Source organism: Photorhabdus viridis (assembly GCF_040256935.1).
Taxonomy (GTDB): Bacteria; Pseudomonadota; Gammaproteobacteria; order Enterobacterales; family Enterobacteriaceae; genus Photorhabdus; species Photorhabdus viridis.
In genome coordinates, this window is the sequence record NZ_JBEJZY010000009.1 from 1 (window position 1) to 17,417 (window position 17,417).

Here is a 17,417-nt window from a genome sequence, read left to right on the forward strand (position 1 = left end):
ACGTAATCCATGTTCAATGAGTTGTTGATGCCAGAGAGGAATAAATTTTTGGCAAAAGTCATCGACGCAGCAGTAAAGTTCTTCTAAATTAACCATGCCTGAGGGTCTCCACGATTTTGTTTTCTTTAGCAAAAACTTTGCTCGTGCCTCAGGCACTTTAGTTCCCTTCCCTTAAGCGAAGCTCAGGTTGATTAGATAATTTTATATTTTGGAGTGAGGGGAGCTGGTTTGTAAGTGGCTATGAATGCCAGGTTTTAAATTGGGGTTTTACCAAAATTTTACCAGAGCCAAATCCCACGCATAAAAAAACCAACCATAACTGGTTGGTTTTTCTAGGGAAATTTGGTCGGCATGATAGGATTTGAACCTACGACCCCCGACACCCCATGACGGTGCGCTACCAAGCTGCGCTACATGCCGATAACTTTTATTATACTACTGATTTTATGAATTAAAGCAAGTGCTAAATTTAATTACCGATTGATTTTTAAGCATTTAGTTAGCTATAAAATGTTTAACCTCTGTGAGTATCTGTAACAGTTGTGCCAGATTGGGTTTAGCATCTTTGACTTCGTTGCCTTCAAGGTCATATAAGGAATAATCACCGTTTTTATCCAGAAACAGGGTGCTCTCACTGGTTGTAATGATCAGAGAGCCATTATCACCGGTAATAATCCATGGGCTATTACGTTGCGCTGTAAACAGATCTTCGCCTTGAGAGTAGTTATCAGGTGAATTGCTGACATGTAGCAAACGCTGCATTAATGTTGTCATGACATCCTGGTGACTTGTCAGCTTATCAATGATCTGTGATGGTGTTCCAGGCCAATGAATAAGTAGGGGAACATGCATTTGATCACGATTAAATCTGTCATTATTTATCCATTTTTGTGGATGCGCAGCGGCGATTTCACTATGCGCGGCGGTAATAACAATGACTGTATTATTCAGTGCGTTTTTGTTTTTCAGCGTCTCTAATACAGTATTAATTTGAATATCAAGAGCCGCCGTATTACCCTGCGCGTCAGTTTTATCCAGTCCACGCATTTTTAAGAGCGAGAACCACGGGGCGTTGTTAGTGGGTAAATTCAGCCATTGCTGCCACTGTGTTACCGTAAGTTGATTACTTTGGTTGACCGCTGTGGGCAATGAGTAGTCGGAAAGTAATGCCTGACGATAAAGTGGAGTATTAAATCCTGTAGAGGAGAATAAGCCGAATTGATATCCCTGATGAGTCAGTGCATTAATCAGTGCTGATGATTTACGTCCAGCGAGTATTCCATCCAGATATCCAGAAGAAATACCATAAAACAGTCCGAATAGGGCGGTATCATTTTGAATACCATTACTGAAATGTTGATTGAACTGAATGTTGGTCTCTCTGAAATGGGAGAGTACAGGCATATTCTCTGTAATGTCTTTATTATCCAGCCCATCAATCACCAGTATTAACAGGTTGTATCCACTGCCTTTATCCTGATAAGTCAGATCATTAAGCGGGTATTCCACTGTCAATGCAGCAGGATCCCCCTGTTGCGTCAGGCGGCGCTGGTATTCTTGTTGATCCAGAAGGCCATGTTTTTCAAGAAACTTGCGGGCTGTCATTGGATAAGAGAGCGGCAGGTTAGAGCGCTGCATGGTTATCGGACGATAAAAATTAGCGTCAGCCCAGATATACATCATATGGGAAGCCAAAAAGGCAGAAATAAGGACGGCAGCCAATGGCTTGCCAAGCCGTTGACGACTCAGGCTGCGTAGTTTCTGCCAACTCCAGGTGCCAAATAACATCTGTACCAGAAAAATGACTGGAATACAGATGAACATAAGTTGCCAGTCCCGCGCTAGTTCCCCTTGATCAGGATTGATAACTAAATCCCAAACTAAAGGGGTTAGGTGAAGGTGGAAACGGTGGTAGATGGTAATGTCGAATATTAACAGTGTCAGCCCGGCTGTGGCGAAAATGGCTGAAAGAAACCTTAGCAGGCGCTGTGACATGACAATGAATGTCAGTGGAAACAGAATCAGCAGATAAGCGGCAAAAACAATAAAACTAAAGTGCCCAAGCCAACTGGTCAAAGCATAGACCCGGCCGAGCAGTGAACCCGGCCAGTCAGAAACAAACAGGTAACGGCTACCTAAACCAAGACTAAGTAGGATGTTAAATAAGGCAAACCAATGCCCCCAGCTAATCATCTGGGACACTTTTTCTCGATAACGCTGACGGCTAGTCACCATATTTTGTTTACGTTGTAGTCTTAGAGCCCATCCCATTAGGGCTTTTATTTGCCATTTTGAACCTGGGCAGTGCTCGAAATCCTCACGTATTATGTGTACGTTCCGGTTTCTGTGCGCTGTCCGTGTTCAAACTGTCTGCAACAATAACTCCTACTGGGATAGGCTCTTAGTTAAAAATTAATGGGCTTTATCTTCGTTTACTGAAGATTTAAGCGCGTGTGCAAACGAGTCGGCAATATGTCTGCGCTGGGCAGGAGATACACTCGTATTGATTAAATTTGTTACCATATTGCCAAGTACCATCAGAGAAAGGTCTGTCGGCGTATGGTTTTTTTCCAGAACACTGACTAATTCTGTTAATAAACGTTCAACGTGTTCGTCACTATAACGAGATGACTGTGGCATAAATTTAGACTTCCTGACTAACAAAGCACACTATCTTACCGTATAGGTGCGTGATTTTCTGCTCTTTTGTGGCAAATTAATTCACGGTTAAGATTTTATGTTGCAGTAATAGCGCGTCTTTAGCAATTTTCTGATATCTGTCAGTAAATAATAGTTGATGAAACATGGCGAAACATTATTTTCACCGGGGTTTTTTATTGCAGCAGTTGGTTATCAGTGTTTGAATACGCCGTTAGATGCGAATGAAACAAGCAGCGAAAGGAGTAGAAAGAATGAGTCTGCAAATAGACCAGATTGCCTTGCATCAATTAATCAAGCGTGATGAGCAGACGCTGGATGTCGTGCTGCGTGATTCTCTGCTCTCCACCGATCGGGTGGTGGAAGATATGATGGCTGAATTACACCGTGTATATAGCGCAAAAAGTAAAGCTTACGGCCTGTTTAATCAAGAGAGTGAATTGGCGGAAGCGCTCAGACATCAGCGTAAAGGTGATGAAGATTTTCTGGGGTTCAGTCGCGCAGCAACGGCGCGTCTGAGGGATGAACTGGCAAAATATCCGTTTGCCGAAGGTGGGACGGTCTTGTTCTGTCAGTATCGTTATCTGGCGGTAGAGTATTTGTTGATTGCTGTACTTAATAGCTGTAACAGTATGTCTGTTAACGATAATCTGGATCTAAATACCACTCATTATCTGGATATCCCTCATGCTGATATTGTTGCTCGTATAGATTTGACTGAGTGGGAAACTAATCCTGAATCAAGCCGTTATTTAACGTTTTTGAAAGGGCGGGTAGGACGTAAGGTTTCAGATTTCTTTATGGATTTTCTCGCTGCTAGTGAAGGGATGAATGCTAAGGTTCAGAATAAGGGGCTGTTACAGGCCGTTGATGATTATTGCGAGTCAGGTCAGCTTGATAAAAATGAGCGCCAGGCATATCGCCAGCAAGTATACAGCTATTGTAATGAACAATTGCAGGCAGGAGAGGAAATTGAGATTAAGGAGTTGTCTCAGGAATTGCCAACATTTGGCGAGCAGAATTTCCAGCAATTTTCTCAGGAACAAGGATATGAATTGGAAGCGTGTTTTCCAGCGGATCGCAGTACATTGCGTCAGTTAACTAAATTTGCCGGAAGTGGCGGCGGATTGACAATTAATTTCGATGCAATGTTATTCGGTGAAAGAATTTTCTGGGACCCGGTAACGGACACTTTAACAATTAAGGGTACGCCACCAAATTTACGTGACCAGTTACAGCGCCGCAGTGGCGGTCATTGATACCTTAAATAAATAACGCCGCAAATGCGGCGTTATTTACTCGGCGTCCCGAAAAGCTCGACTGTGGCTAATTAAGCACGCAGGAAGTCAATGTGCGCCAGTTTTGGTTTAAACGGATGGCGCTGTACAGCCTGCACTTTAACTTTAGTTTCTTTACCGTCGATAACCAGAGTCAGAACTTCGCTATAAAATTCTGCTTTGTGTTCCATATTGATAACGTGATCGTGATCCAGCTCAATAGAAACAGGCTCCTGGTTGCCGCCATATACGATAGCTGGGAACTTGTTAGCTCTGCGCAGGCGGCGGCTCGCACCTTTGCCCTGCTCTTTACGTACTTCTGCATTAATAGTAAACATTATTTTTTCTCTTTAAAGAAGAAAATAAATCCTGCTACAGGCGACCCAGCAGCAGGTTCGAGATTTGGCTTAACGCGGGTGTTAAACGGGCGGCATTCTAGCGAAAAATAGTTGTGACAGCAAATGGAATACGTCAATTGGAGACTATTAATACAATTCATTTGCTCGACGAAAGCGTCCTTGATAATCAAAGATCTTTTCACGAATCTGCCAGAACTGGTCTTTTTTACGGGCGACGACAAAATCGGGATGACGTAACAAGGGTTGCTGATGAACGATGTCTGAAGCTGTTTTCCAGTTAAAAGGTACTACCGGGGCACGTTGATGCTGACGGAGAAACTGGTGCTCAAAGAGCCGTCGTTGGGCTAGGGTTGTCAGCCGGAAGCGTTCGGAGACATCGGCGCCATCTTCGTCGTAATAGATGATTTTCAGCCATTCTCCTTTACTGTCAGTTCCAGGGATGAGTTGCATGCCACTGCAACGCAGTACCAGAGCATCTTTGAGTTTTAATGCTGCTTTCAGCATATCATCAGGATCGACCAGCACCTCCTGGCAACGGTGACAACGCCGTGCTGCAATGTCATTTTCTACACCGCAATGAGGACAGAGTTTAAAACGAAAGCGGAAATCGCATTGACGACGTTTGCCGTGTTGATCATCTTGCCAACCCTGACAGCGGCGCCCAAAATGTTCGATAATTTCACCGTCGGTGGTACATTTTCCCCAAAACATATTGGCAAAGTTACAGATAGGGCAGAATACCTGAACCGATTGGCTCTGCTTATCTGGCCGACTGTTGCCAACTTCTGGTGTGTAAAGATCGTGAGGATTTCCTGCGTAGTCGAGAATAAGGCAATCTTTTTTACCCGGAAATAATCTTAAACCACGGCCAATAATCTGTTGATATAAGCTGACGGATTCGGTAGGGCGCAGGATAGCTATCAGATCGACATGAGGCGCGTCAAATCCGGTAGTTAATACGGCAACGTTAACCATGTAGCGCAATTGTTGAGCTTTAAAGGCTTCGATAAACAGGTCACGATCGGTGGTTGATGTATCGGCACTGACTAATGCGGCTTGACCGGAAGGAAGTAATTGAAAGATCTCTTTGGCATGTTCGACTGTTGCAGCAAAAAGCATAACTCCTTTACGGTCAACCGAATATTCAATGATCTGCCTGATAATATGAGGTGTGACGCGTTTTTGTCGTTTGATTTCACGGTTCAAATCCGTTTCAGTGAAAATACCTTGCTGACTGGAGTGGACTTGGCTGAAATCATATTGCATAACCGGCATATCCAGTCGCTGCGGAGGGACCAAGAAACTGTGCTTAATCATATAGCGCAATGGCAATTCATATATGCAATCACGGAAAAAACTATTTTCATCACCGCGGATCATGCCGTGATAGTGATATTGATATATCCAGCCGATAGCCATCCTGTAAGGTGTCGCGGTTAAGCCAAGAATACGGAGTTGTGGGTTATTTTGCCGAAGGTGATGAATAATTTGCTGGTACTGGCTGTTTTCGTCATCACTGATACGATGGCACTCATCAATTATCAGCAAAGAGAATTGATTATTAAAATGCTCAAGATTACGGGCGATAGATTGCACGCTGCCAAAAACCACTTTTCCTGCACTTTGCTTCTGCTGCAATCCTGCGGAGAAAATATCTGCTTGTAAACCGTATGCGCAATATTTACTGTAATTCTGTGCAACTAATTCCTTTACATGCGCCAATACTAAGACTCTCCCTCGAGCCAGTTTTGCCAGTTCAGCAATAACCAGACTTTTACCTGCCCCGGTTGGTAACACAATGACTGCGGGCTCACGATGGCGCCGGAAATGATTGACTGTGGCATCCACGGCTTCTTGCTGATAGGGACGTAAAGTGAAAGTCATATTTGTTCCACAACAGAAAAATATTTGCGCAAGAGTAACATTTTTCTTATCAATTTACTGCGGATAGAAGTAAGGTAAGATAATCATCTGATTGAGTGAAACTATAACTCGTTATAACAAATAGATAATTGTTGTTTATAGTAAACATGGTTATGATTAGCTCTGAAAGCTTTTGAATTCATCTCACATCATCTTTTTTTGGTGGCTTTGCGCTGTAAGACCAAGATAGTCGGGTCACGTTTATTTTTAAATTAATTTAATACAGGTGTCTTCATCCATGCGATTGGATAAATTTCTGTCACAACAGCTTGGTATCAGCCGGAATGAAGTGGGGCGTGAGTTGCGCGCGGGACGTATCACTGTTGATGATGAGATTGTAAAAACCGGAGCTTATAAATTAGCTCCTGAGCAACAGGTCATGTTTGATGGTTCATTACTGGAACAGCAGCAAGGGCTTCGTTATTTTATGCTAAATAAACCGCAGGGGTATGTCTGCTCCACGGATGATCCGGTAAATCCGACGGTTCTCTATTTTATTGATGAACCGGCGGCGCATAAATTACACACTGCTGGCAGGCTGGATATGGATACCACGGGGCTGGTTTTGCTGACTGATGATGGTCAATGGTCCCATCGTATTACTTCCCCAAAACATCATTGTGAAAAAACCTATCTGGTCACTCTTGAATATCCTGTTGCAGAAGGGACAGCAGATAAATTTCTTGCGGGTGTCCAACTCTATGGTGAAAAAACACTGACAAAACCCGCTCAACTGGAAATTCTGGCGCCTCAATTAGCTCGTCTGACTATCAGTGAAGGGCGTTATCATCAAGTAAAACGCATGTTTGCAGCGGTTGGTAATCGGGTAACAGAGCTTCATCGTGAGCGAATTGGTGAAATTATCTTAGATCCTGAGTTGGAACCAGGGGAGTACCGACCGTTAACTGAGCAAGAAATTGTCAGTATCAATGTTCCTCAATCTTAGCGCTCATTCCGTTAGCGCTATTTTATTTGCTGTTCTTTGTAGCCAAGAGCGAACGTGGGCAGGTTATTAGTTTTAGTTAATCATTTTAAATTATTGGAGTAATACGCGTGCAACAACAACGATCATCCTATTTAGGGTTGATTTTAATCCTTGGGCTGCTTTCTATGTTAATGCCTCTTGCTATTGACATGTATTTGCCCAGTTTGCCGACTGTTGCCGAAGATTTCGGTGTGGATAGTGGGCGGGTTCAGATGACATTAAGTAGTTATATTCTTGGTTTTGCTCTCGGTCAGATGATATATGGCCCAATGGCTGACAGTTTAGGCCGTAAGCCGGTTATTCTGGGTGGTGTTATTGTGTTTGCTCTGGCTTCAGCCGCGTGTACGATAGCCAAGGATATTGACGATTTTATTTATATGCGGTTTTTGCATGGGTTTTCCGCCGCCGCGGCGAGTGTTGTTATTAATGCTTTGATGCGGGATATGTTCACGAAAGATGAATTTTCACGCAGTATGTCTTTTGTCATATTGGTAATGACCATTGCACCATTAATTGCTCCAATTCTTGGTGGCATGATGATGATTTGGTTCACATGGCATGCTATTTTCTGGAGTATTGCTATTACTGCTGTTATTGGGGTATTCCTTGTCGCTTTCTTTATAAAAGAGACTTTACCGAAAGAGAAAAGACAAAAGTTTCACCTTCGCACAACTATAAGTCAGTTTATTATGTTATTCCGTCAGCGCCGTGTGTTTTGTTACATGCTTGCCAGCGGATTTTCGTTTGCGGGAATGTTTTCTTTTCTCAGTGCCGGGCCGTTTGTTTATATTGAGTTGAATGGTGTGTCGCCGCAGAAATTTGGTTATTATTTTGCGCTTAATATCGTATTTCTGTTTGTGATGACAACAATAAATAGTCGTTATGTACAGCGCTTTGGTGCGTTGAGAATGATGTATTTTGGTTTAAGTGTGCAGTTTATTATGGGGATCTGGCTATTATTGTCTACCGCACTGGATTTTGGTTTTATTTCTCTGGTCATCGGTGTGGCAGCTTATGTCTGTGGTATTGCTATGATTACATCTAATGTAATGGCGGTGGTTCTAGATGATTACCCGCATATGGCAGGGACAGTATCTTCACTGGCAGGTACCATTCGTTTTGGGATTAGCGCTTTGGTTGGGGTATTACTTGCTATGTTACCTGCGCGCAGTGCCTGGCCAATGGTTGGTTCTATGGTTTTATGTGTTATTTTGGCTGTGCTGTTTGTTATATATGCAAAAAGAGGTCGTACGTGCCATTGAGGCATAATTTTATTACAGAATAATGTCTGTCTTCGTCAATATATTCCATCTTGACAGGATGATATTAACTATGTGGTATCAAAAGCATTTTCTGTATTATTAAAATTATTATTAGGAAAGCTAATATTATCAGCAAAATTATTGGGTTGCCTCTCGATTATTAGAGATATTTTGGTGTTGAATGGTTTGATGATATCTATATCCTTCAGGGATGAAGCTATTGTTGTTTTATTCTTTTATGATTTTTTATATGTCGCATTATTGATTTTTATATTCGAATTAGGCTGAGAGATTGAGCGGTAAATGCAAGGAAATTCCGAATTGTTTTTATGTGGAAATAATTGATTGTAAATGTATTGATAGTGATTATAATTTTTTTGTTTTATTTTTGTTAAATAAAAAAATATTCAACAGCGTTATCATTAGGTTGTTATTATTTTTTCCTTATAAAACATATTGTTATCTATTTATTTTTACAGTTCTTGTTTGATTTTCATGTTAAAGAGTTGAGTTGAAAAAATAAAATATGTAAACAATAGTTAAACATACAGTTGGTTTTTTGCATAAAAATAAGTTGAGTTTTTTTAAAAAAAAGTATAAATATATGCAAAATGCGAGATTGGTCTCATTTTTTCTAAGGTGAAGTTTGAAATTAATGTAATACTATAAACACAAATTTAACTTTTTGTTTACTTTTTTGGGGGGGTAGTTATTCGGTTTTGGCGAGTAGAACACCTGAAGATAGTCGCTAACTTCAACTTTTGTATCTATGTTCTTTCAGGTAGGAATAATTTGTGAATAATATTCAGCTTTCGGTGGTACATCGGCTACCGCAAAGTTACAGATGGTCACCCGGTTTTGCGGGTATCAAAGTTGAACCACTTCCAGTTGATGAAGTGAATGTAAAAAGCAGCCTGATGGGGTTGAAGCTACTCAGCCATGAAGATACGGCTGCATGGAATGTTATGCAAAAATTACAGCAATCACTTGCTGATATGCAAATTGAAAGTACTGTGATTGAGTGGGAAGGTCAGCCGTGCTTGTTTGTCGATAGTGAAGACGAGAGTGCGGTTATGTGTCGTTTGAAGACACTTGGTGCTGCGATTGCTGAAAAGATAACAGCTCTTTACCCATTCTGATATAAACGCGAAAAGCGCTTCCTCTGATGGAAGCGCTTTTTTGTACGCAAGGGAAAGAATTCTTAGCCGTTAGGAGGCATTACTACGCTATTGTTGATAACCCGGCGGCCACCATAATAACGTTTGCTCCAGTATGCGCTGTTTAACCTGGAAACAATCACACCATTGCTGGTGGAGGCATGAACGAATTGGTCATTGCCGACATAGATACCAACATGCCTTGTACGGGCGCCTGTCTTAAACAAAACCAGATCGCCAGGACGTAATTTTGAGCGGTCGATTTTTTTGCCAATGTTTTGTTGTTCAAATGTTGAACGTGGTAGTTCCATGCCAAACTGGTCACGGAAAGTACGTTGAACAAAGCCAGAACAATCAATACCACGCTTAGTGTTGCCACCGAGTCGATAAGCAACGCCTTTCCAACCATTGTATTGGCTAAGAATTTTGGATTTTATGTCCAGATTACGAACTAGTGCTTCAAATTCATCCTGAGACGCTTGAAGTAAGAAGCCGTTCTTACCGTTTACTGCATGCGTATCAGTTTGTGTATTGCGAAACTTTGAAGAATCTGGCGAGCTGCACGCGGATAAAGTGATCGCTACGAACAGCACGGGTATCAGCCGCGTAATGTATCTCAGTGCCGGTTGAGACTTGACCATTATTTTTATTTTCCCTTGCTATCCTTACCTTAAGTTGGTCGCTATTATTGAAAAATATCAAACGCTTCGAAGACTGGTGTTAGAAAAAGCAATAAGTAAACAACGCGCTTGGTGCAGAAACGCGCTGGACGCCACGTTTTATAACGATATTTACAATAAATGTTATTCAGACTGAGAGTACAGAAACAATCAGGAAAAGGCGAGTATTTAATAGCATAATTTACAAAAAATTAGATTTCTCAGTACGGGAGATTAGCAATGTTGATAATTTATGTTATTTATGTGGATCTTATGAGCAATCAGGAGGGTTAAATACCTTCCCAATATTCTTCAGTAAAAAGGGCATGTGAGAAGGGTTTTATATCGGGCGGCCGATTTGCGGTAGATCCTTAGCAGCAGAAAGTGAGTAGCATTAATCCGTGATCGCCTGGAAAACTATCGCTGGATGAATCCTTAGTCATCAGATTAGTCATTTCGCTAATGCGATTGATATTATTAAAGGTTAATGTCGGGCTTGGACGAATGATAGGGAGCTGATGACCGATTTGGTTAGGTAATAATGCCATGAATCCAGTTCCTATCATAAGTTAATCTGGTGGTTTTTTATCTGTTTTATGCTTTTTCCTTCAGATGTTTATTTGATTGGATAAATATTTATGCTCAATTTTGCCGTTCTTATTGAGTGGTGGTGGGGATATTTAAAGTTATAAATTTTTAATTTATTAATAAATACTTCTGATAATTTCCATGTTAAAAGATGTAAATATTTTAATAAATTTTAAAAGCTAAAAACAGTAAAAAAACAACAAAAATAGCCGTTACCAATAGCATGGACTCGTAAATTTTTCCGATTTCCAGATTGATTTTACATTTGGAGATCTCAGCAAATAATGCTGTCTTATGGCGAGGGTTTTATGTCTATGTTCCGGGTTATGGTGGGTTGTTTTTTCCTGATGGCTCCTGGTGTTGTGAGTAGTGAGTCAGAGACAAGATCATATACAGGGGTTATTCACTTTTCAGGTGCAATTGTTGAAGCACCGTGTCGTTTTGATTGGCATGATCACTGGACTGATACCATTTGCTGGCGAAAAGGAGATAAAATTATCCAGCGACGAAAATTGGATTTCCAAAATGATGTTTATTTTTATTTACCACACCAAATTGGTGTAACAGAAATTAAATGGGTAAAAGGAGAAAAGAAAATCGGAATTGTTACAATTTTTTATAATTGATATTAAGATAAATCCTAAATATTATTTCTTCAATGCTTAATTGAAGAGTATTTGGAATTTTATTTTTGAGCAATGTTAATGAAAGTTAATAGCGAATTTATGCTTGCATTTTATTTGGAAATTCAAATTGCGCCTAAATTATAAAGGAAATTGGATAATTAATGAAATAATCGAAAATGAGTTGCTCTGTTTTATACAGAGCAACTTAGGATTAGCTAATGTTATTAATCACAACGCCCCATATAGCGACGTTCTGCAATATGGATACGAATTTTTTCGCCGTTACTGATATATTCAGGTACTTGAACGGTCAGCCCGGTACTCATTCTTGCAGGTTTTGTCCGCGCACTGGCTGAGGCGCCTTTAATTCCGGGGGTAGTTTCTTCAATAACCATATCGACTGTTTGCGGCAGTTCAAGGGCAATAACCTGTCCCTCTATTGTCAGCACTTGCATACCTGGCAGGCCACCTTCAGGGATGAATAGCAATTCTTCTTCGATTTGTTCTTTTTTAAAATGATAAGGTGTAAAATCTTCGTCATCCATGAAGACATATTCATCGCCATCAATATAGGAAAAATTAACGCTGCGACGAGTTAGGCTAATGGTATCAATGATATCATCGCCTTTGAAACGTTCTTCCACTTTTTGACCGGTGCGGATATCAGTAAAGCGCATTTTATATAATGTGCTAGCTCCCCGGGCGCTTGGTGCTTGAATATCAATATCTTTGACCAGCAGTAACTTACCATTATAACTGACGGCGCTACCGCGTTTAATTTCGTTGGCTTTAGCCATATATAACCTTCCATAAAACCGCAAGAGAATAATCGGCAACAAAATTACTCGCAGTCAAGGCATTAGGCAAGTAGGGATTAAAAAACCCCACTGTTTTTTTACCTTGGGGTTGTAGTAAGAATGTCTTATATATCAACGATACACAGGTAATAAATCAAAAAAGGACAAAATATGAGCTATAGCATTTATCAAACCAAACAGGATGACGAACCCAATGAGGAATTTCCCTCCTGGCGCTCGGTAACTGGCTTCAGGGAAGCGCTGGCGACTTGCCCGAGCCATAAGTGCTGGAATAATGACAGCCCAGATGGTTGCAGCAAATCCAGCGAAACCAATGGCATATAGAAAACCATTGGGGACCAGTAAAGCTAGCACTGTGGGTGGAATAAATGTCACTAATGCTGATTTTAACCGGCCGGTGTTGTTATCTTTAAAACCGAGGAAATCGGCTATGTAATCAAATAGCCCTAAAGAGACACCAAGAAATGAACTTGCTAATGCCATATAAGAGAAGGCATTTAGAAGCTGGTGAACGGTTTTGCTGTTTGTTGTATTATCCATGTGTTTCAATAAATCACCGATATTCCCACCATCAGCAATAATCTGTTTGAATGCTTCGCGGGGAATATTTCCCTGAATGACATATTGCCACAGGATATAAATAGCTAATGCGATTAATGTACCTAATAACAGGCTGCGAATAACGGCTTTTATATCTTTATGATAATATTTTACTAAACTTGGAATATTACCATGATATCCGAATGAAATGAGTAAATAGGGCAGAGAGGCTAAAGCATAAGGCATATAACTTGTTGTGTCGTTTGATATAGCATCCGTCTGATTAAACAGGATGACATATTTAACTTCGGTAAACATGCCGCCAACGGACATAAAAAAGGTAATCACCATACCGCCGATCAAAATTGTGCTCAGACGATCGACAGCTTGAGTCGATAACCAGACAATAAATGCAACGATAAAAGCGAAAATAAAGCCAGCATTTGCCTGTGATACCGAAATAATATTTTCAAAATTGTGGGCAATAATTGAGCCACCCGCTGAAATGTAGGCGTAGGTTAATATATAAAGCACGAATGTAATAGAGATACCATTGATGGCATTCCATCCTTTACCGAGTAAATCTTTAGTCATGGTATGGAAGCTTGCACCTGATGGGTAATTCAGGTTGGCTTCTAGTATCATTAAGCCGGAAAAATACATACACATCCATGTGTAAACCAGCAGAATAATTGAGCCAGTAAACCAGACACCGGAAGTTGCCACGGGAGTAGAGAACATTCCTGCACCGACAGCAGTACCGGCAATTATCATTGTACCACCCAGTATGGGAGGGCGCTTTAAACTCTGGGGTGTCTCAATGGACATATTAACTCCTGCTGGTATATTGTTTCTTTGTACTAGCTTAAAGATACATTTTTGTCTATAGGGTGTAAATAGACGTCATAAAGGATTATTTGAAATTGAGCTAATATAAGTTAGTTCATTCGGTAAGATAAAAGCGATTCTCGCGCCACATTTTTATAGCATTCCGGCTGGCTTCAAAATGTGGTTCAGGGAGATTATCAGGATTGCACCACATAAGTTGTTCGCATTTTTCCAACTCCATTAATTTTGGCTCACCACCTGGATGTTTCGCCAACAAACACACCGAAATAGTATGTTTTCCCTCTTGTTGATAAGTTTGGAGATTATTACAAATACCATAGACTTTTGGTGATTGTATCGTCAGACCTGTTTCTTCTTCAACTTCACGGATTGCGCATTGTTCAAATGTTTCTCCGTCATCAACATGACCACCAAATATTGACCAGTATGGAGCATGCTCACTGCTGCGTTTTCCAAGTAATACCTGACCATATTCATTCACAATAACAACGCCAACACCAACAATTACAGACATTTGATATATTCCTTCAGATAAATTTCAGCAAATTAATCTCTCTTTTTGAGAGAAATTCAATACTATTCTTACCTGCAAATCAGTTTAAGACAATGATCAATAAAGTATGGAATTTAACTGAAACGATTCAATTTTAATGTTATAAATGGAACTGAAAATTTATAGTAATGATGATTATCTACTTAGGAGACATCGGGCACAATGAGCCGTAGAGTTGCCACTATCACCTTAAATCCAGCTTATGATTTGGTTGGATTGTGCCCGGAAATCGTCAAAGGGGCGATTAATCGTGTGCAAGCAGCCGGACTGCATCCTGCCGGGAAAGGCAATAATGTTGCTAAAGTTTTGCGTGATTTAGGCATTGATGTCACTGTCAGTGGTTTTCTGGGTAGAGAAAATCAGGAAGGATTTCAGCAATTCTTCAGTGAAAATGGCATGGAAAATCGTTTCCATTTAGTGCCCGGCAGAACACGGATTAATGTCAAATTAACAGAAGAAAGCGGTGAAGTGACGGATTTCAACTTCTCTGGTTTTTATGTTGGTGAAGCGGAATGGTCGGAATTTGTTGATGATTCGCTTTCATGGCTTGGACAGTTTGATATGGTTGTTGTCAGTGGTAGCTTACCCGCAGGTGTTTCTGCTGAATCGTTTACCGATTGGATGGCACATTTGCGCCAACTTTGTCCTTGTATTATTTTCGACAGCAGCCGTGAAGCGTTGGTTGCGGGTCTGAAAGCGTCTCCTTGGTTAGTTAAACCAAATCGTTATGAGCTTGAAGTTTGGGCCGGGCGCTTGTTACCTGAGCTATCCGATGTGATCATGGCAGCACATCAACTCAGGGACCAGGGAATTGCTCATGTCGTCATATCTTTGGGTGAGCAGGGCGCATTATGGGTTAATGCATCTGGAGCATGGTTGGCAAAACCACCGCATTGTAAAGTTATCAGCACTGTGGGTGCCGGTGATTCAATGGTCGGCGGTTTGGTTTATGGTTTGCTGATGCGGGAATCCAGTGAACACACGTTGCGATTGGCAACGGCTGTATCGGCGCTTGCCGTTAGCCAGCCTAATGTGGGTATCAGCAATCGCCCTGAATTAGCCGCAATGATGGCTAAAATTGAACTGGTACCCGTTAAATAATAAGGACTATTAATTTTGTTGTGATTTTAGCCAGGCAATTTCTTGGCGCCAAATATCTGGATTAATTGTTTCAAGGATTAGCGGAATTCCATTAAAACGGGTATCTTGCATAATATAACTGAAAGGTGTTTTGCCAATATTTCCTTCCCCAAGGCTATGATGCCGGTCAACACGGCTGGCAAATTCACTTTTGGCATCATTTAAATGCATTCCGCACAGATACTGAAAGCCAACAATTTTTTCAAACGCCTGAAAGGTTTGCTGGCAAACGTCGTCGGTACGCAAATCATAACCTGCGGCAAAGGCGTGACAGGTATCAATACAGACGCCAACTCTGCTTTTATCTTCAACTCCGTCAATAATTGCTGCCAGATGTTCAAATTTGAACCCCAGATTTGTGCCCTGACCTGCCGTATTTTCGATAACAGCAGTGACTCCCTGCGTTTTATTGAGAGCGATGTTGATAGATTCTGCAATTCGTGCCAAGCATTTATCCACATCTATCTTATTGAGATGACTGCCAGGATGGAAATTCAATAAGTCGATACCCAGTTGTTCACAACGTTGCATTTCATCAACAAAAGCCAGCCTGGATTTTTCCAGTGCTTCAGTGTCTGGGTGACCAAGATTAATCAGATAACTGTCATGAGGAAGAATTTGCCGGCTACCGTATCCGTAGCGCTCACAATTTTCTTTAAATTTATCGATAATATCAGTGGCTAAAGGCGGCGCGTTCCACTGGCGTTGGTTTTTGGTGAACAGGGCAAAAGCAGTGGCTTTTAATTCGTGTGCCCGGATAACTGCTTGATCGACGCCACCGGCTGCGCTGACATGCGCTCCAATAAATTTCATCATTCTTCTCCTTCCTTATTTACACTATTTTGACATGGTTCAATCGCTTATTGAACCTCAAGAACGGAAAGGTTATTGGTTGTTGAAGTCCTTCAATGCATATGTTCCGATCAACCAAACCAATGTTGAATGCTCAGGTTTATCAGGAAGCCGCCAACCATCAGCCATATAAACAAAATCAGAGCCAGTAAAATGGGTTTAAATCCAGCTTGACGGATGGCGCTCACATGAGTGGTTAAACCTAGTGCAACCATTGCCATGGCAAGCATAATAGTATCAATCTGAATCAGATAATTCACTGCTCTTACAGGTAACAGATCAAACGAGTTAAAACCTGCTATTGCAATAAAAATCACTGCAAACCAAGGAATGGTAATCGGCGTTCTCGCCTGGTTTTTTTCTCCGTTTTTTGCACTGGCCCGGCTGATGTAACTGGATAATAACAACAAGAATGGCGCCAGCATCATAACTCTAATCATCTTGCTAATAACCGCCGCGTTCTCTGCTTGATCATTAATAGCATGACCAACAGCAACAACTTGGGCAACTTCGTGAATGGTGGAGCCTGTAAAGATACCGAAAGCTTCTTGAGTCAATGGGATCCATTGATAATGCTCGTTGAGCTGATAGAACCATGGATAAATGAAAATAGCGATAGTACCGAAGATGACAACTGTTGACACTGCAACAGCAACTTTGCTGGCGGGGGCATTTACAACCGGCTCTGTTGCCATAATGGCCGCTGCACCGCAGATACTGCTGCCGGCGCCAATCAGCATTGAGGTTTGCTGATCTAATCCAAAGAGTGATTTACCCAGCCAGATTGCAATAAAGAAAGTTGAAGACAACATAATAGCGTCAATCAAAAGACCGGTAGTGCCTACATCGGCAATTTGCTGAAATGTCAGACGGAAGCCATAAAGAATAATCCCTGCCCGCAAAAGATAGTGTTTTGAGAAATGAATACCCTTATCGCAATGGGATTTGAGTAAAGGATAAATGGTATTACCGGCAATGATTCCTGCCAGGATCGCCAGTGTCAATGCACCCAGCCCCATATTAACAAACCACGGGATATTTCCGGCGTATATTGAAATTGCAGTCAGTATTGCCGCCAGTATGAGTCCCGGAATTAATTTCATACCGGGAATTGACGGTTGTTGACTGAGTTTTTCATCATGAATGTCAGACATAGATATTTCTCACTTTG

General features: G+C 41.3%; 16 protein-coding genes, 1 tRNA gene and 2 pseudogenes. 6 read left to right on the top strand and 13 right to left on the bottom strand.

The window, feature by feature from the left end; genetic code table 11:
• The 4 genes and pseudogenes from ABR397_RS25435 to ABR397_RS05065 all read right to left on the bottom strand — a co-directional run.
• Positions 1-96: pseudogene (locus ABR397_RS25435) on the bottom strand (IS982 family transposase); the annotation flags it as partial.
• Between the two features lie 247 nt (positions 97-343).
• Positions 344-420, bottom strand: a tRNA-Pro gene (locus ABR397_RS05055).
• Between the two features lie 75 nt (positions 421-495).
• Positions 496-2,235, bottom strand: coding sequence for an LPS biosynthesis-modulating metalloenzyme YejM (gene yejM, locus ABR397_RS05060; protein ID WP_350304846.1), 1,740 nt, complete (start codon positions 2,233-2,235; stop codon positions 496-498).
• Positions 2,236-2,412: 177 nt separating this feature from the next.
• Positions 2,413-2,640 (bottom strand): YejL family protein, encoded by a 228-nt coding sequence (locus ABR397_RS05065; RefSeq protein ID WP_036772527.1) that lies wholly within the window; start codon positions 2,638-2,640, stop codon positions 2,413-2,415.
• Between the two features lie 272 nt (positions 2,641-2,912).
• On the opposite strand from ABR397_RS05065, the gene yejK reads away from it, so the two are divergent.
• Entirely contained in the window at positions 2,913-3,917 is a 1,005-nt protein-coding gene (yejK, locus tag ABR397_RS05070; RefSeq protein ID WP_350304751.1) for a nucleoid-associated protein YejK, read from the top strand.
• Between the two features lie 71 nt (positions 3,918-3,988).
• Here the strand turns inward: yejK and rplY are convergent, their stop codons facing one another.
• Both rplY and ABR397_RS05080 read right to left on the bottom strand, forming a co-directional pair.
• Complete coding sequence (rplY, locus tag ABR397_RS05075) at positions 3,989-4,273, bottom strand: 50S ribosomal protein L25 (protein ID WP_036838676.1); 285 nt, start codon at positions 4,271-4,273, stop codon at positions 3,989-3,991.
• A 147-nt stretch (positions 4,274-4,420) separates the two neighbouring features.
• Positions 4,421-6,178, bottom strand: coding sequence for a DEAD/DEAH box helicase (locus ABR397_RS05080; RefSeq protein ID WP_350304752.1), 1,758 nt, complete (start codon positions 6,176-6,178; stop codon positions 4,421-4,423).
• Positions 6,179-6,455: 277 nt separating this feature from the next.
• On the opposite strand from ABR397_RS05080, the gene rsuA reads away from it, so the two are divergent.
• From rsuA to ABR397_RS05095, 3 genes are all read left to right on the top strand, one after another.
• The gene (gene rsuA, locus ABR397_RS05085; protein ID WP_350304753.1) at positions 6,456-7,163 is read left to right on the top strand and encodes a 16S rRNA pseudouridine(516) synthase RsuA; all 708 of its coding nucleotides are present in this window, start codon (positions 6,456-6,458) and stop codon (positions 7,161-7,163) included.
• Positions 7,164-7,270: 107 nt separating this feature from the next.
• On the top strand, positions 7,271-8,464 hold the full coding sequence (locus ABR397_RS05090; RefSeq protein ID WP_350304754.1) for a Bcr/CflA family multidrug efflux MFS transporter: 1,194 nt from the start codon (positions 7,271-7,273) through the stop codon (positions 8,462-8,464).
• A 794-nt stretch (positions 8,465-9,258) separates the two neighbouring features.
• On the top strand, positions 9,259-9,603 hold the full coding sequence (locus ABR397_RS05095; RefSeq protein WP_046975817.1) for a YejG family protein: 345 nt from the start codon (positions 9,259-9,261) through the stop codon (positions 9,601-9,603).
• Between the two features lie 62 nt (positions 9,604-9,665).
• Here the strand turns inward: ABR397_RS05095 and mepS are convergent, their stop codons facing one another.
• Together mepS and ABR397_RS05105 are read right to left on the bottom strand one after the other, a co-directional pair.
• Positions 9,666-10,262 (bottom strand): bifunctional murein DD-endopeptidase/murein LD-carboxypeptidase, encoded by a 597-nt coding sequence (gene mepS / locus ABR397_RS05100; RefSeq protein ID WP_350304755.1) that lies wholly within the window; start codon positions 10,260-10,262, stop codon positions 9,666-9,668.
• 392 nt (positions 10,263-10,654) lie between these two features.
• Positions 10,655-10,846, bottom strand: a pseudogene (locus ABR397_RS05105) (hypothetical protein); the annotation flags it as partial.
• Positions 10,847-11,176: 330 nt separating this feature from the next.
• Here ABR397_RS05105 and ABR397_RS05110 point away from each other — a divergent pair.
• A complete protein-coding gene (locus tag ABR397_RS05110; protein ID WP_350304756.1) occupies positions 11,177-11,494 on the top strand; it encodes a hypothetical protein in 318 nt (105 codons plus the stop codon).
• 224 nt (positions 11,495-11,718) lie between these two features.
• Here the strand turns inward: ABR397_RS05110 and yeiP are convergent, their stop codons facing one another.
• The 3 genes from yeiP to ABR397_RS05125 all read right to left on the bottom strand — a co-directional run bounded on the left by yeiP (position 11,719) and on the right by ABR397_RS05125 (position 14,215).
• A complete protein-coding gene (gene yeiP, locus ABR397_RS05115; protein ID WP_350304757.1) occupies positions 11,719-12,291 on the bottom strand; it encodes an elongation factor P-like protein YeiP in 573 nt (190 codons plus the stop codon).
• Positions 12,292-12,423: 132 nt separating this feature from the next.
• Positions 12,424-13,680: a tryptophan permease gene (gene mtr, locus ABR397_RS05120; RefSeq protein WP_350304758.1), complete on the bottom strand. Its 1,257-nt coding sequence runs from the start codon at positions 13,678-13,680 to the stop codon at positions 12,424-12,426.
• A gap of 115 nt (positions 13,681-13,795) precedes the next feature.
• Complete coding sequence (locus ABR397_RS05125) at positions 13,796-14,215, bottom strand: nucleotide triphosphate diphosphatase NUDT15 (protein ID WP_350304759.1); 420 nt, start codon at positions 14,213-14,215, stop codon at positions 13,796-13,798.
• Positions 14,216-14,416: 201 nt separating this feature from the next.
• Here ABR397_RS05125 and fruK point away from each other — a divergent pair, with 201 nt between their 5' ends.
• On the top strand, positions 14,417-15,355 hold the full coding sequence (fruK, locus tag ABR397_RS05130) for a 1-phosphofructokinase (RefSeq protein ID WP_350304760.1): 939 nt from the start codon (positions 14,417-14,419) through the stop codon (positions 15,353-15,355).
• 9 nt (positions 15,356-15,364) lie between these two features.
• Here fruK and nfo read toward each other — a convergent pair whose 3' ends face one another.
• On the bottom strand, positions 15,365-16,207 hold the full coding sequence (nfo, locus tag ABR397_RS05135; protein ID WP_350304761.1) for a deoxyribonuclease IV: 843 nt from the start codon (positions 16,205-16,207) through the stop codon (positions 15,365-15,367).
• A gap of 110 nt (positions 16,208-16,317) precedes the next feature.
• On the bottom strand, positions 16,318-17,400 hold the full coding sequence (locus ABR397_RS05140) for a YeiH family protein (protein ID WP_350304762.1): 1,083 nt from the start codon (positions 17,398-17,400) through the stop codon (positions 16,318-16,320).
• Between the last annotated feature and the right edge of the window lie 17 nt (positions 17,401-17,417).

Coding starts and splice junctions, on each gene's coding strand:
- yejM (WP_350304846.1), bottom strand. CDS start 2,235: ATGGTGACTAGCCGTCAGCGTTATCGAGAAAAAGTGTCCCAGATGATT.
- ABR397_RS05065 (WP_036772527.1), bottom strand. CDS start 2,640: ATGCCACAGTCATCTCGTTATAGTGACGAACACGTTGAACGTTTATTA.
- yejK (WP_350304751.1), top strand. CDS start 2,913: ATGAGTCTGCAAATAGACCAGATTGCCTTGCATCAATTAATCAAGCGT.
- rplY (WP_036838676.1), bottom strand. CDS start 4,273: ATGTTTACTATTAATGCAGAAGTACGTAAAGAGCAGGGCAAAGGTGCG.
- ABR397_RS05080 (WP_350304752.1), bottom strand. CDS start 6,178: ATGACTTTCACTTTACGTCCCTATCAGCAAGAAGCCGTGGATGCCACA.
- rsuA (WP_350304753.1), top strand. CDS start 6,456: ATGCGATTGGATAAATTTCTGTCACAACAGCTTGGTATCAGCCGGAAT.
- mepS (WP_350304755.1), bottom strand. CDS start 10,262: ATGGTCAAGTCTCAACCGGCACTGAGATACATTACGCGGCTGATACCC.
- ABR397_RS05110 (WP_350304756.1), top strand. CDS start 11,177: ATGTCTATGTTCCGGGTTATGGTGGGTTGTTTTTTCCTGATGGCTCCT.
- yeiP (WP_350304757.1), bottom strand. CDS start 12,291: ATGGCTAAAGCCAACGAAATTAAACGCGGTAGCGCCGTCAGTTATAAT.
- mtr (WP_350304758.1), bottom strand. CDS start 13,680: ATGTCCATTGAGACACCCCAGAGTTTAAAGCGCCCTCCCATACTGGGT.
- ABR397_RS05125 (WP_350304759.1), bottom strand. CDS start 14,215: ATGTCTGTAATTGTTGGTGTTGGCGTTGTTATTGTGAATGAATATGGT.
- fruK (WP_350304760.1), top strand. CDS start 14,417: ATGAGCCGTAGAGTTGCCACTATCACCTTAAATCCAGCTTATGATTTG.
- nfo (WP_350304761.1), bottom strand. CDS start 16,207: ATGAAATTTATTGGAGCGCATGTCAGCGCAGCCGGTGGCGTCGATCAA.
- ABR397_RS05140 (WP_350304762.1), bottom strand. CDS start 17,400: ATGTCTGACATTCATGATGAAAAACTCAGTCAACAACCGTCAATTCCC.